The organism is Clostridium sp. CTA-7, from assembly GCF_054768095.1.
Genome location: NZ_BAAAAV010000010.1, coordinates 17,502 through 30,991, shown reverse-complemented (window position 1 = coordinate 30,991; position 13,490 = coordinate 17,502). Strand labels below are relative to the sequence as shown.

17 protein-coding genes are annotated in these 13,490 nt (G+C 28.9%); 3 read left to right on the top strand and 14 right to left on the bottom strand.

What is annotated here, in order from left to right:
* The first annotated feature begins 89 nt into the window (after positions 1 to 89).
* Positions 90 to 416, top strand: coding sequence for a hypothetical protein (locus ACYUEX_RS16295; protein ID WP_460289104.1), 327 nt, complete (start codon positions 90 to 92; stop codon positions 414 to 416).
* A gap of 43 nt (positions 417 to 459) precedes the next feature.
* Here ACYUEX_RS16295 and ACYUEX_RS16290 read toward each other — a convergent pair whose 3' ends face one another.
* The 11 genes from ACYUEX_RS16290 to ACYUEX_RS16240 form a co-directional block, all read right to left on the bottom strand.
* Positions 460 to 1,797: a replicative DNA helicase gene (locus tag ACYUEX_RS16290; RefSeq protein ID WP_411169303.1), complete on the bottom strand. Its 1,338-nt coding sequence runs from the start codon at positions 1,795 to 1,797 to the stop codon at positions 460 to 462.
* Positions 1,798 to 1,896: 99 nt separating this feature from the next.
* On the bottom strand, positions 1,897 to 3,789 hold the full coding sequence (gene lonC, locus ACYUEX_RS16285; RefSeq protein ID WP_460289103.1) for a Lon family ATP-dependent protease: 1,893 nt from the start codon (positions 3,787 to 3,789) through the stop codon (positions 1,897 to 1,899).
* 12 nt (positions 3,790 to 3,801) lie between these two features.
* A complete protein-coding gene (gene rplI, locus ACYUEX_RS16280) occupies positions 3,802 to 4,248 on the bottom strand; it encodes a 50S ribosomal protein L9 (RefSeq protein WP_411169305.1) in 447 nt (148 codons plus the stop codon).
* Between the two features lies 1 nt (position 4,249).
* Positions 4,250 to 6,217, bottom strand: a complete 1,968-nt coding sequence (locus ACYUEX_RS16275; protein ID WP_460289102.1) for a DHH family phosphoesterase — start codon at positions 6,215 to 6,217, stop codon at positions 4,250 to 4,252.
* 4 nt (positions 6,218 to 6,221) lie between these two features.
* Positions 6,222 to 6,539 carry a MazG-like family protein gene (locus ACYUEX_RS16270; protein WP_322545412.1) on the bottom strand — a complete coding sequence of 106 codons (318 nt, stop codon included), beginning with the start codon at positions 6,537 to 6,539 and terminating at the stop codon, positions 6,222 to 6,224.
* 149 nt (positions 6,540 to 6,688) lie between these two features.
* A complete protein-coding gene (gene rpsR, locus ACYUEX_RS16265) occupies positions 6,689 to 6,931 on the bottom strand; it encodes a 30S ribosomal protein S18 (protein ID WP_322412549.1) in 243 nt (80 codons plus the stop codon).
* Between the two features lie 27 nt (positions 6,932 to 6,958).
* Positions 6,959 to 7,423, bottom strand: coding sequence for a single-stranded DNA-binding protein (locus tag ACYUEX_RS16260; RefSeq protein WP_322382190.1), 465 nt, complete (start codon positions 7,421 to 7,423; stop codon positions 6,959 to 6,961).
* Between the two features lie 14 nt (positions 7,424 to 7,437).
* Positions 7,438 to 7,725, bottom strand: coding sequence for a 30S ribosomal protein S6 (gene rpsF / locus ACYUEX_RS16255; RefSeq protein WP_322458532.1), 288 nt, complete (start codon positions 7,723 to 7,725; stop codon positions 7,438 to 7,440).
* A 108-nt stretch (positions 7,726 to 7,833) separates the two neighbouring features.
* Complete coding sequence (locus ACYUEX_RS16250) at positions 7,834 to 8,019, bottom strand: DUF951 domain-containing protein (protein ID WP_460289100.1); 186 nt, start codon at positions 8,017 to 8,019, stop codon at positions 7,834 to 7,836.
* Between the two features lie 28 nt (positions 8,020 to 8,047).
* Entirely contained in the window at positions 8,048 to 8,965 is a 918-nt protein-coding gene (locus ACYUEX_RS16245; protein ID WP_411169307.1) for a mechanosensitive ion channel family protein, read from the bottom strand.
* A gap of 20 nt (positions 8,966 to 8,985) precedes the next feature.
* Positions 8,986 to 9,225, bottom strand: a complete 240-nt coding sequence (locus ACYUEX_RS16240; RefSeq protein WP_411169308.1) for a DUF3343 domain-containing protein — start codon at positions 9,223 to 9,225, stop codon at positions 8,986 to 8,988.
* 156 nt (positions 9,226 to 9,381) lie between these two features.
* Here ACYUEX_RS16240 and ACYUEX_RS16235 point away from each other — a divergent pair, with 156 nt between their 5' ends.
* Positions 9,382 to 10,536 carry an aminotransferase class V-fold PLP-dependent enzyme gene (locus tag ACYUEX_RS16235; protein ID WP_460289099.1) on the top strand — a complete coding sequence of 385 codons (1,155 nt, stop codon included), beginning with the start codon at positions 9,382 to 9,384 and terminating at the stop codon, positions 10,534 to 10,536.
* Between the two features lie 58 nt (positions 10,537 to 10,594).
* On the top strand, positions 10,595 to 11,203 hold the full coding sequence (gene yyaC, locus ACYUEX_RS16230; RefSeq protein WP_460289098.1) for a spore protease YyaC: 609 nt from the start codon (positions 10,595 to 10,597) through the stop codon (positions 11,201 to 11,203).
* 24 nt (positions 11,204 to 11,227) lie between these two features.
* Here yyaC and ACYUEX_RS16225 read toward each other — a convergent pair whose 3' ends face one another.
* The 3 genes from ACYUEX_RS16225 to ACYUEX_RS16215 all read right to left on the bottom strand — a co-directional run bounded on the left by ACYUEX_RS16225 (position 11,228) and on the right by ACYUEX_RS16215 (position 13,448).
* Positions 11,228 to 11,728, bottom strand: coding sequence for a DUF4446 family protein (locus ACYUEX_RS16225; protein WP_411169311.1), 501 nt, complete (start codon positions 11,726 to 11,728; stop codon positions 11,228 to 11,230).
* Between the two features lie 98 nt (positions 11,729 to 11,826).
* Positions 11,827 to 12,672 carry a ParB/RepB/Spo0J family partition protein gene (locus ACYUEX_RS16220; protein WP_460289097.1) on the bottom strand — a complete coding sequence of 282 codons (846 nt, stop codon included), beginning with the start codon at positions 12,670 to 12,672 and terminating at the stop codon, positions 11,827 to 11,829.
* A 14-nt stretch (positions 12,673 to 12,686) separates the two neighbouring features.
* Entirely contained in the window at positions 12,687 to 13,448 is a 762-nt protein-coding gene (locus tag ACYUEX_RS16215) for a ParA family protein (RefSeq protein ID WP_411169313.1), read from the bottom strand.
* Positions 13,449 to 13,490 lie beyond the last annotated feature (42 nt).

Below are 13,490 nucleotides of genomic sequence, written 5' to 3'. Positions count from 1 at the left end.
TAATTAATTATTATTTATAAATTCCCCCATTATACTCATAGAATAGCTTTATATTATAGTTACAAACTATTTGTAAGGAGGGATTAGTTATGAAAGATAATTTATTGCTTATTGATCTAGAAAGTAAAATAGATAACTTATTAAACTTTAATCCTTTAGAGGAAAATGTAAAACCTATTATTAAATTAGTCAATAAAGATAAGTTTTATGATATCTATATTTATCTTAGAGATTTAACTAAGGAAGAAATTTTAATAAAATATGTAAATAATTTTCTTATATTAAATCTCTCCTTAAAAAATAAAAATAATAAAGTAAATTTAAAAAGAGTATTCTATTTGAAAAATGTAGATATAGACAAAATAAAAAACATCGTTTGCGCTAATTTAATTTACTTTAAAATTCCAAAAATTTAAAATTAAATTTATAAAATAAAGCTATGCATTTGCATAGCTTTATTTAGTCTTTATAAACTAACTCTAAATTAGCAAACTTACTATGAGCACCTATCCATGCCATCTTAACAGTTCCTACTGGACCATTTCTCTGTTTTGCTATAATACATTCTCCTATATTTTTTTCTTCTGTTTCTTTATTATAGTATTCATCTCTATATAAGAACATAACAACGTCAGCATCCTGCTCTATTGACCCTGATTCTCTTAAATCCGAAAGCATCGGTCTATGGTCAGCTCTTTGTTCAGGAGCACGTGATAACTGTGATAGGGCTATTACAGGACATTCCATCTCTTTAGCTAATGCTTTTATAGACCTAGATATTTCTGAAACTTCTTGTTGCCTACTTTCACTTCCTGAACTACCGCTCATAAGCTGTAGATAGTCTATAAGTATCATATCTATGCCATGTTCCATTTTTATTTTTCTACACTTAGATCTCATTTCCATTACACTTAGACCTGCAGTATCATCAATGTATATCTTTGCTTTAGATAAAGGTCCTGTTGCCCTAGCTATTCTCTCCCAATCCTCATCATCTAAATTACCTGTTCTAAGCTTTAGCATATCTACATTAGCCTCTGAACAAAGTAATTTGTAAGCTAACTGCTCCTTAGACATTTCCAGAGAAAATACAACTACACTTTTTCCTTCCCTTAATGCAGCATTTTCAGCTATATTTAGTGAAAATGTAGTTTTCCCCATAGAAGGTCTGGCTGCAATAAGAACCATATCCCCCTTCTGAAAACCTGATGTTTTAGCATCTAAGTCTCTTATTCCTGATCCAACTCCAGTTATAGATCCTTTATTATTAAATAGCCTTTCAATCTCTAAGAATCCTCTTTCTAATACATTTGATAGAGGTTCATAATCATTTGAGCCTTGCTTTTCTGCTAAATCAAAAATCTTTTTTTGAGCAGAATCTAGCACATCATCTACTTTATCTTGTTTGTTATAGCTTTCTTCTATAATTGCTGTAGATGATTTTATTAGTTTTCTTAGTAATGATTTGTCTGCCACTATCTTTATATAGGCTTCGAGATTTGCTGTAGTAATTACAGATGAGCTTATTTCTGATATATATGTAACTCCGCCAGCCTTATCTAACTTATCTGTTGATTTTAAGTATTCTAATAAGGTTACTAGGTCAACAGCCATATCTTGCGAAAACATTTCTCTAATAGCTTTAAATATAACCTTATGCCCATCTCTATAGAAGTCATCTTCATTTAATTTTTCTAATGATTTTGCAATAGCACTTTTATCTATTATCATAGATCCTATTACTGATTGCTCTGCTTCTAAACTTTGAGGTAAGCTTCTCATTATTGGTGCTTCCATATGTAACCTCCTTCCTCTTCATAATAATATATTATATCAAACTTTTAGATTATATAAAATAAAATTAAGCTTCCAATAAAGGAAGCTTAATTAATTAGTTTATTTTTTAAATACTATATCCATTAATTCTTCTATATTACTTATAGCTTTAACTTCTATATCATTTAATTCTAATGGTATTTCCTTTTCATTAGCCTTAGGAATTACTACTAGTTTTATACCTTTTCTTCTTGCTCCATATATCTTTTCAAATATTCCACCTACCGGCTTTATATTTCCTTTTAAAGATATTTCTCCCGTTATTGCTATATCCTGTCTTATAGGTCTTTCTAATAATGCACTTATTATTGAAATAGTAATAGCGGCACCAGCTGATGGTCCGTCTATTCTACCACCACCAACAACATTTACATGTATATCGTAATCTTTTATATCTTTATCGGTTATTCTTCTAATAACTGATGCAGCATTGAAAACTGAATCCTTTGCCATAGATCCTGCTGTATCATTAAACTTCACAGTACCCATTCCTGGCTTTTTAGATTCAAATACAACTGATTCTATTTCTAATGTTGATCCTATAAAGCCACTAACTCCTAATCCATAAGTATGGCCTATTTCAGATTTATCTATATCCTCTATTATTTCATATGGTACATATCTTCCTATAGAAATAACCTCTTCTACATCTTTAAGTGTAATTATATTATTTTTATTTTCTTTTGAATTATATAATGAATAGCCATATGCATCAGCTAATATATTAACTGCTTTTCTTCCTTCTATAGTATATCTACTAATAAACTCAGCTATTCCATCTTCTAATTCAACATTTAATTTTTTAGCTGCATTTTCTATTATGCCTTTAATATCTTTCGCTGACAATGGTTCAAAGTAAACCTCAGTACATCTTGATCTTAATGCTGGATTTATTTTGCCAGGTTCTCTTGTAGTTGCACCAATTAGAACAAAATCAGCTGGTGCTCCTTTTTCAAAAAGATATTTTATATATTGAGGTGTATTTTCATCATCTGGATCATAGTAAGATGATGAATATTCAACTCTTTTATCTTCTAAAACTTTTAATAGTTTATTTTGAAGTATTTCGTCTAACTCACCAATTTCATCTATAAATAGAACTCCTCCATGAGCTTCTGTTACTAATCCTGTTTTTGGCTCAGGAACACCAATCTCAGCTAAATCTTTTTTACTACCTTGATATATAGGGTCATGAACCGATCCTAATAATGGGTTCGTTATTTCTCTTGGATCCCATCTTAATGTAGTTCCATCAACTTCAACAAATTCTGAATCATTATCAAATGGTGTAAAATTTAACTTTTTAGCTTCTTCTAACGCTAATCTAGCTGCTGAAGTCTTACCAACTCCAGGTGGTCCATATAAAATTATATGTTGTGGATATGGTGATGACATTTTTGATATTAGAGATTTTATAGCTCTTTCCTGCCCAACTATTTCTTCAAAGTTTTCTGGTCTTAAAAGACTCATTACGTTTTTATTAATCTTCTTTGAATCTAACTCTTCTAATCTTTCTAGCTTCTTAGTAGTTTTAGCACTTTCAGGACCCTTTTGTTTTTTTATTATAGATAATTTAATATCATCCATAAATTTGTCTTGTCTTTCTTGAAGTGCCTTTTCAACTTGGGTTTCAACCTTGTTTTGAACATACTTTCTCGCTATATTTTCTGATATATAATAAATTGTATCTTCTAATACACCTCTTAATTCACTCTCACTTGGAACAGCCTTTATTCCTTTTCCATCTGAAGCTATTACATTAAGAGCATATACTCTTTCACATATATTAGGAGAATTTGCATACTTTTGAAGCTTAAACCTAACCGTTCTTGCTCTTACTGCACCCTCATCTAATACATTCTTTAATATTTGATTTATAACATTTACTTGTGCATCTAAAGATAATTCACTATCTAATATACTTTCTATATTTGTTTCGTCATGAGTCTTCAAACTTAGTCCTCCTTATGATTGCGGTACAATTATTAACTTCATCTTAGTTGATACTTCTGGATATAGTTTTATTTCTATATCATAACCACCTGCAACCTTTATTGTATCCATAACTATTTTTTTCTTATCTATTGATAAATTAAATTGCTTATTTATTAATTCTGCTACATCTTTACTTGTTATTGCTCCAAATAATCTTCCACTTTCACCACTTTTAGCTTCAATTTTAACTTCTTTTCCTTTTAACTCTGAAGCTAACTTTTGTGCGGCTTCTATCTCAGCTAACTTTTTCTTTCTTTCATTTTCCTTTTTAGTATTTAATATGTGCATATTATTATTATTTGCTTCTTCTGCTAATTTCCTTGGAAATAAGAAATTTCTTGCATATCCATCTGATATCTCTAAAACATCGCCTTTTTTTCCTAACTTTTTAACATCTTGTAATAAAATTACTTTCATGTTATTCACCCACCTTTAAATGTTTTTCTATTGATTTTTTAAGTATTTTTATAGCATTATCTATTGATATATTGTTTAATTGCGCTCCTGCCATATTCATATGACCACCGCCACCCATAGATTCTAATATTACCTGTACATTGGCCTCTCCAATAGATCTTCCACTTATAATTATATCTCCATTTATTTCTGCTAATACAAAGCATACATTTATGCCCGATATATTTAAAAGCTCATCTGCTGCCCTAGCTGCCATAAATCCCTTTTTCATTCTTTTAGGTGCAACTGCAATGGCTAATCCATTAGTTACTTCTGCTGACCTTATAGTATCTGCTATTATTAAGTAATCATCAAGATCATCCATAAACATCTTTTTAACTTCAATTGTATCTGCTCCCAATCCTCTTAAGAATGATGCAGCATCAAATGTTCTGACACCAGCTTTAGTTGAAAAACCTTTTGTATCCATAAATATTCCAGCTAGTAACCCTTCTGCTTCTAATCTTGATAAATTAGGCTTTTGAACCATATATTGAATTAATTCTGTCGCCATCTCAGATGTAGAAGATGCATATACTTCTATATAATTTAATATTGAACCTTCTACTATGTCCGGACTTCTTCTATGATGATCTACTATTATTTTCCTTTGAGCCTTCTCTACTATATCTAAATCTAGCATATAACCCTTATTATGGACATCAACTATTATTAGAAGTGTCTTTTCATTAATTTGTTCATAAGCTTCCTCTGGTGAAATAAACAATTTATCATATTTTGAATCTTTCTTTAATTTAGATATAAAATAATCGATTGCTGTTGTTTCATTACCTAATATAATATTACATGGTTTACCTAGTTGTTTTACAACAGAAGATAGACCGACTGATGACCCAAAACAATCCATATCAGGGTTTTTATGTCCTATAATAAAAACATTGCTACTTTCATATATTAATTCTTTTAATGCATGTGCTATAACTCTTGCTCTTACTCTAGTTCTTTTTTCTATTTCCCTTGTATTACCACCAAAGAATTTTATTTTCTCATTACTCTTAATAACAACTTGGTCTCCACCTCTACCTAAGGCTAGCTCTTTTGCTGTTACTGCAAAATTATTATTTTCAAGAGGACAAGTGCCCCCTCTTCCAATTCCTATACTTAAAGTAACTTCAAATTTATTTCCTCTATCAATATTAGATATCTCATCTAATATACTAAACTTATTATTTATTTCTTCATCTATGTACTTATCTTGTACTGAGAGTACATATTTATTAGAATCATATTTTGTTATCATAGCTTTAAGTCTTTGTGCATATAGGTTTATTGTTTTTTCAATTTCTGCAACTAACATAGGTCTATCGCTATCTATTGTAGTTTCTAAGGATTCTGAAAGATTATCTACCTCTATAAGCATTATACTCTCTTTAGTATTATCTATATTTTTCAAATTGCTTATATCGTTAAAATAAACTATATATAAATCTTCATTTATATCATAATTTTCTATTTTACTTGCATAAACCTTATATAAATAATCTACTATTTTTATTTTTTGATGTAAATCTTTATCACAGGTTAGTAGTCTAGATAAATTTAATCCTCTTGCTATGCTTACTACATTTAATCCTATAGGATCCTCATTTGGTATAAACTTTTCAAATTCTTTATTACACCAAAAAATTTCTCCTGATTCTTTTATTAAAGCAACTGGAAATATCAAATTTAGTATATTACTACTTATGTCTCTATTTATATTTTCCTTTATTTCTTCGATATGATCTTCATTTTTTCCCTTAATCATATACTCACTTATATTGAATATAATGAATATAAGAAGTAATATGGTTCCTAAAAGAGTACTTTTTATATAATAAAATCCTATACAAGCTCCTACAAACATCAGTGGTGTAATTATAGCCATAATAGTTTTAAGCCTTTTTTTAATTAAATCATTCCATATCATAAGATTAATGGTGCTCCTTTAAATATAATTGAAGTTTACTTAAACTCTTACCATCTTTTTCATATTCATGACCTTCTGCTATACCAACTTGTAACTTTTTCTTCATGTCATCATCTACATCTTGACATGAATAACCTAGTTTTTGAGCTAATACATATAATACAAGTATAGCACCCGATATGCAATTTAGAATTGCATCCTGAGCTACATTACTTCCCTTAGTAAGTAAATGATAGAACTCTCCTATTATGCATAATAAATTTGCCTTTAACTTTTCTATCATTTTTATATTAGCCATTATATTTAAATCATCCCTCTTCACAATGCTCACCCCTATACTAAACCCTTGTATATATATTTTAATTATAATTTGCCCTTAATGCAACAAATTATCAGCCCAATTACAATATTTGTAAAACTTTTCTATATGAATATAACAAAAAACCCCTGATATGTCAGGGGTTTATTATATTACTCAGTTGTGAATGGTAATAATGCTATATTTCTTGATCTCTTTATAGCACTTGTTAATTCTCTTTGGTGCTTAGCGCAAGTTCCAGAAATTCTTCTTGGTAATATCTTACCTCTTTCTGTAACGAACTTTCTTAGCTTAGTAATATCTTTGTAATCTATTGCTTCAGCCTTTTCTACGCAAAAAGCACATACTTTTCTCTTAGATCTTCTCATTTTTCCAGATCTTTTCATATCTCTCATGCTAATTTCCTCCTTCTTAATAGACTATTAGAAAGGCATATCTCCGTCATCTACAGGAGTCATGTCTTCCTCAAAATTCATTCCACCAAAGTTACCTGATGGATTGGAATAATCAGAACCCGTATTTGAAGAGCCATATCCATTATTATTAAATGAACCTTGATCTCTTCCAGCACCACCATTGTTACTTGATCCAATGAACTCAAAAGAATCTACAACTACATCAGTAGTGTATCTCTTAGTTCCATCCTTAGCATCATAACTTCCAGTTCTAATGCTTCCAGTAACAGCTAGTTGTCTGCCTTTTGTAAGATATTGTGCTATTGTTTCACCAGTTTTACCAAAAGCAATGCAGTTGATAAAATCAGTTTCATCCTTCTTGAAAGGTCTTGTTACTGCTAAAGAAAATCTTGTTACAGCAGTTCCACTACCAGCAGCAAAATTTAGCTCTGGATCTTTTGTTAGTCTTCCAATAAGTATTACCTTATTCATGACAATATCACCTCTTACGCTTCTTGTTTAACTATGATGTGTCTTAAAACACCATCAGTAATTCTGAATACTCTGTCTAATTCTTTAGGTAGTTCTGAATCAGCATTAAAGTTGATTAATGTATAGAAACCTTCGTTAACTTTTGAAATTTCGTAAGCAAGCTTTCTTCTACCCCAAACGTCAACATTTTCTATAGTTCCTCCACCGTTTTCTATTACACCCTTAAACTTTTCGATAGCAGCTTTACAAGCTTCTTCGTCTAATGATGGGTGTAGTATGAATATAGTTTCGTACTTTCTCATCATTTTCACCTCCTCCCCTCGGACCTTGGCTGTGCTTTGCACAGCAGGGATTACAATTAAATATTGTAGCATTATTCATTTTTTTTTGCAAGTTTTAAATTTAAATTACTACAAATTAACTATTTTTTTAGCTTCTTTTTGAAATTTACTTCTTGGTAACATTATTATTCTTCCACAACCTGTACATTTTATCTTAATATCTGCTCCAAGTCTTATTACTTCAAATTCTTTACTTCCACAAGGATGCTGCTTTTTCATTTCTACTAGATCCCCTAAATCAAAAGTCTCTATCATTTCAAACCTCCAACCATTTAAATTAAAGCTAAATATATTTATTATCATTTATATTATTTACTATTTGAGTCTTAGGATACGGTATTTCTACCCCTTCTTCATCTAATGCTTTCTTTATATCTTTTCTTAATTCTCTTTCCATTTTCCATTGAGATAATGGTTTTGCTTTTCCTACTACTCTTATTGTAACACTTGAAGCATTTAAGGAAGTTACTCCTAGTACTTCAATATCATCTGTAACTTCATCTTTATTTTTCTTCTTAAACTTCTTACATGTATCTTCTATTAATTTTATTGCATTATCTACATCTTCTTCATATGCAATTTCAATATCCACCATAAATCTCATATTTCCTCTTGAATGATTAGTTGCTTCTAATATAACTCCATTAGGTAAAATATGAGTATCTCCACTAAAATCTCTTAAAACAGTAGATCTAATTCCTATGTTTTCAACTATACCACTATGCTTTCCTATTGTTACATGGTCTCCGACCCCATATTGATCTTCAAACAGTATGAAAAACCCATTAATTATATCTTTTACCAAACTTTGAGCTCCTATACCAACTACAAATCCTACTGCACTTAATACAGCCGCTGATACTTTAAATGTACTACCAATTATTATTGCCCCACTTGAAAAATACACTGCATATTTTAATGAGCTTTTTAAAATTGCACCAACAGTAATAGCCTTTTGACTATTCATAGAAAAACTTAATTTGCTTTTGATTTGTTTTTGCACAAACTTATCAATTATTTTATTACCGATTTTTATAGTTAAGTACATAACAACAATCAGCAATATAAGCCTTATACCTTTGTTTAATATAAACTCTAAGGTGTTTATTGAAGTTTCCCACGCAGCCTCCCAATCTACATTTAAAGTTAATTTTCCATTTTTATCTATTACCGGGCTAACGAAAGTCATGAAATTTTGCATAATTCACCTCTAAAAAAATATTAAATAATTTCTTGAAATTCATTTTTATCTTTCTCGTATATATTTTTATATCTTATAATATCTCTTGATATAATATTATCTATGTATGTTTTTTCCTCAATTCTAACACAAATACCACAACTTTGAGTTATTGCAGTAGGTGTTGGCATCATTTTAAAAATAATATTTTCATCCTTCAATATCTTTTCTGCGCTCATAGCATCAAGAGTATTTTTAAAAACTATAATATAATATTTCATAGTGTCCTCCTATTTTGTAAGTTTTAATTCCTTTAATTATATTATATATATTTTTATATTTAAATAGTATTATATTTATAATGTAATTTAATACTTTGTAAATACTATTAAAGTATTTTATAATTTAGTTATAACTACATATAAAAGGAGTAAATTATGACTATATATTTAGACAACGCAAGCACAACATTTCCTAAACCTAAGAATGTTGCTGACTCTATATATAATTTCCTTACAAATATTGGAGGTAATCCAGGCAGATCAAATCATGATAATGCGCTTCAAACTAATAGGCTTCTATTTGATGCTAGAAGCATAATTGCTGATTTTTTTAAATTTGATTCTATAGAAAATGTTATTTTTACTAATAACATTACTACATCATTAAATATACTAATTAATGGCTCACTTTCTTTAGGTGACCATGTTATATCCTCTTCAATGGAACATAATTCAGTTTTAAGACCATTATATAACTTAAAAGAAAATGGATTTATAGATCTAGATATAGTTAATGCTAATAAATTCGGTTTTATTTCTCCTGTTGACATAAAAAAACTTATAAGACCTAATACTAAAATGATTGTTTTAAATCAGGCTTCTAATGTAGTCGGTAGTATTCAGCCTATAAAGGACATTGGTGCTATTTGTAAAAATAATGATATCTTATTTGTATTAGATACGGCTCAAGGGGCTGGTGTCTTAGATATAAATTTTAAAGATTTTAATTTAAATGCTTTAGCTTTCACAGGTCATAAAAGCTTATTTGGACCTCAGGGCATTGGTGGTTTTATAATTGATGATAAGCTTAACAACATATGTAAACCTTACACTTTGGGTGGAACAGGAAGCTTATCTCACTCATTATTTCAACCGGATTTCTTACCTGATAAGTTTGAATCTGGAACCCTTAATATGCCTGGAATAGTTGGCTTAACTGAGGGAATTAAGTTTATAAATGATGAAGGTATAAATACTATATATGAAAAAAATAGATTCTTAAGAAAATACTTGCTTAATGAACTTATTAATATGAATAATATCATTGTTTATGAGGATATATATAGTGATAACTACACTTCTTGTATTTCATTTAATATTAAGGATATGGATACAGCAGAACTTTCTTTCACACTTGACAATGACTTTGGTATTAAAAATAGATCTGGATTACACTGTGCACCACTCGCACACAAAACTATAGGAAGTTTTCCATCGGGTACAGTAAGATTAAGTCTTAGCTACTTTAATACGAAATCTGAAATAGACTATACTATAAACTCTATAAATAAAATAAATAAAGCTAAATAGCTTTTTATGAATATCAACCTTCCTTATTGTCAATAATTTCAATGAGGGAGGTTTTATTATGAATAAAAATTTTTCAATTGATTCATTATCTTCTAATGCTTATTTAGAAGTTAGAGATTATTTATATAAAAATTTAAAAAATGTACTTGCTGATAATAGGGATATAATATTTGTTTGTATTGGTACAGATAGATGTACTGGGGATTCATTAGGTCCACTAATTGGATATAAATTAAAATTTATTTCTAATAATAAAATCCATATTTACGGCTCTCTAGAAAGCCCCGTCCACTCTAAGAATATTAATGACATTATCAATAAGATAAATTGTAATTTTGATAATCCATATATAGTAGCAATCGACTCTTGTTTAGGGAAAATTAGTAATATAGGTAAAGTTTTTATAAATAAAGAACCCATTCGCCCAGGCTTAGCTGTAAATAAAGACTTACCACCTATAGGTGATTTAAGTATAACTGGAATTGTTAACATTGGAGGAAATTTTGAATTTATAGTTTTACAAAATACTAGATTATATACAGTAATGGCTTTAGCTGACTGTATATCTAAAGGAATATACCACTTTATATTAAAAGTATCTAAAGAATTTAAATATCTTAATAAATCATCAAAGGTAAATTACCTACAAAAAAATGAGAGCTTTTAAACTCTCATTTTTTGTTTTAATATATTATTTCTTATTAATAGCTTCATTTAATACATATGTTTCTTCTTCTGATAGTTCATACCTTGAAATTCCTTTATCTACAGGTTTTGCATAGGTAGTACTATCTTGTCTAGAGTAAATTCCAGTTAATAAAATTCCATCATTATGTGAATCTAATATTGCTATTGAAAAACTTAAATCACTTCCGACATCAGGGAATGCCTTATATCTCATTATAGCTATTTTATTTACGCAACCCTTCATTTCTTCTTTTATTACTTCGCATTTGTTAAGAGCTTCTTGAGACTTCTCAATAGATGCATCTATTTCTTCTAATTTTGAATTTATAAGTTCTTCTAAATTTTTATTATTAGAACCTCTCATAATTCTTCTATACTTTTTTTCAAGTTTATTTATAGATCTTACTAATGAAATTACTATTATGAAAAGTAATAACATTATAATTAATAGCCCAATAACAATAAATGATGAATAGTCATTTATCATACTTATAATGTTCTCCAAATTAAATGCTCCTCTCTAGAATTCATAATAAAGTACAATTTAATGTTTCACGTGAAACATCCAATTTAATTAACTTACAAATGTTTCACGTGAAACATCTATAAATTAATTATTTCTAGTATCCTTTGTAAATCTTCATTTGAATAATATTCTATTTCTATTTTTCCCTTGTTATTTTTATTACTTATGTTAACCTTGGTTCCAAAGTAATTCTGCAATCTCTCAGTTACATCTTTATAATATGGATTCATGTCTCTAGTTTTTTCTTTTTCTTTTTTCTCAATATTTAAATTCTTTACTAATCTTTCTAACTCTCTAACTGAAAGTTTTTCATCTATTACCTTTTGTGCAACTTCACATTGAACTCTAGCATCTTCTATTGACAATAATACTCTTCCATGACCTTCTGATATAACTTCATCTATTAAATATTGTTTAACTGTTTCACAAAGATTAGTTAATCTTATAGTATTACTTATAGCAACTCTAGATTTACCTACTCTTTTACTAAGTTCTTCTTGAGTTAAGTTAAAATCACTTAATAGTTTTTTGTAAGCCATTGCCTCTTCTATAGGGTTTAAGTCTTGTCTTTGAATATTTTCTATTAATGATACTTCTAATACATCTTTTTCCGTTAAATCCATTACTATTGCTGGAACTTCCTTTAATCCTAGTAACTTTGCCGCTCTCCATCTTCTTTCTCCAGCAATTATCATGTAATAATTATCTTGTTTATTTAATATTATTGGTTGTATTATTCCATGTTCTTTTATTGATTGCGATAATTCAGCTATCTTTTCATCATCAAAAGATTTCCTTGGTTGATCATTATTACTTTTAATTAAATTTATTGATATAACAGATGGCTTATTATTTTCTTTAGTTGTAACATCGTTAGGTATTAGTGCACCTAACCCCTTACCTAAAGCTGATTTTTTATTCATATTTAATCACCTACTTATTGCCTACTTAAAAATTCTTTTGTTAAAGACTTATAAGATTCTGCACCCTTACATTTTTCATCATATAGCATTATTGGCAACCCAAAGCTTGGTGCTTCTGCTAGCCTTATATTTCTTGATATTGCTGTTTCATAAACCTTATCATTAAAGAAATTCTTAACTTCATTAAAAACTTCATTACTTAAATTTGTTCTATAATCATACATAGTCATTACAACACCTTCAATTTCCAAATCCTTATTTAAAGATTTTCTCACTAATTGAACAGTATTAATAAGCTGACCTACTCCCTCAAGCGCATAAAATTCGCATTGAATTGGTATTAAAACTGATTCAACTGATGTTAATGCATTTATTGTCAAAACCCCTAACGATGGTGGACAATCTATAAAAATAAAATCATACTCATCTTCAATTTCTTTTATTTTATTAGTTAAAATTAATTCCCTATTTTCTTTTCCTATAATTTCTACCTCTGCCCCTGCTAATTCCATGGTTGATGGTGCTATAAACAGGTTTTGTACTAACTCACTTTTCAAAATCACTTCTCTTAATGAGGCATCTGAGGTTAATACATCATACATTGATAATTCTAAATTTCTTTTATCTAAGCCTAACCCACTTGTTGTATTTCCTTGGGGATCTATATCTATTGTTAGTACCTTATAACCCTCCATAGCTAGATATGCGCATAAATTTATATTTGTGGTAGTTTTCCCAACCCCACCCTTTTGATTGAATATGCAAACCTTCTTCATATAAAAGCTCTACTTTAGAGCTTCACCCCCCTTCTTATAATA

Coding starts and splice junctions, on each gene's coding strand:
- ACYUEX_RS16290 (WP_411169303.1), bottom strand. CDS start 1,797: ATGGAAGCACCAATAATGAGAAGCTTACCTCAAAGTTTAGAAGCAGAG.
- ACYUEX_RS16260 (WP_322382190.1), bottom strand. CDS start 7,423: ATGAATAAGGTAATACTTATTGGAAGACTAACAAAAGATCCAGAGCTA.
- ACYUEX_RS16220 (WP_460289097.1), bottom strand. CDS start 12,672: ATGAATAAAAAATCAGCTTTAGGTAAGGGGTTAGGTGCACTAATACCT.
- ACYUEX_RS16250 (WP_460289100.1), bottom strand. CDS start 8,019: ATGATAGAGACTTTTGATTTAGGGGATCTAGTAGAAATGAAAAAGCAG.
- rpsF (WP_322458532.1), bottom strand. CDS start 7,725: ATGAGAAAGTACGAAACTATATTCATACTACACCCATCATTAGACGAA.
- ACYUEX_RS16245 (WP_411169307.1), bottom strand. CDS start 8,965: ATGCAAAATTTCATGACTTTCGTTAGCCCGGTAATAGATAAAAATGGA.
- ACYUEX_RS16235 (WP_460289099.1), top strand. CDS start 9,382: ATGACTATATATTTAGACAACGCAAGCACAACATTTCCTAAACCTAAG.
- rplI (WP_411169305.1), bottom strand. CDS start 4,248: ATGAAAGTAATTTTATTACAAGATGTTAAAAAGTTAGGAAAAAAAGGC.
- rpsR (WP_322412549.1), bottom strand. CDS start 6,931: ATGAGAGATATGAAAAGATCTGGAAAAATGAGAAGATCTAAGAGAAAA.
- ACYUEX_RS16215 (WP_411169313.1), bottom strand. CDS start 13,448: ATGAAGAAGGTTTGCATATTCAATCAAAAGGGTGGGGTTGGGAAAACT.
- yyaC (WP_460289098.1), top strand. CDS start 10,595: ATGAATAAAAATTTTTCAATTGATTCATTATCTTCTAATGCTTATTTA.
- ACYUEX_RS16240 (WP_411169308.1), bottom strand. CDS start 9,225: ATGAAATATTATATTATAGTTTTTAAAAATACTCTTGATGCTATGAGC.
- ACYUEX_RS16295 (WP_460289104.1), top strand. CDS start 90: ATGAAAGATAATTTATTGCTTATTGATCTAGAAAGTAAAATAGATAAC.
- ACYUEX_RS16275 (WP_460289102.1), bottom strand. CDS start 6,217: ATGATATGGAATGATTTAATTAAAAAAAGGCTTAAAACTATTATGGCT.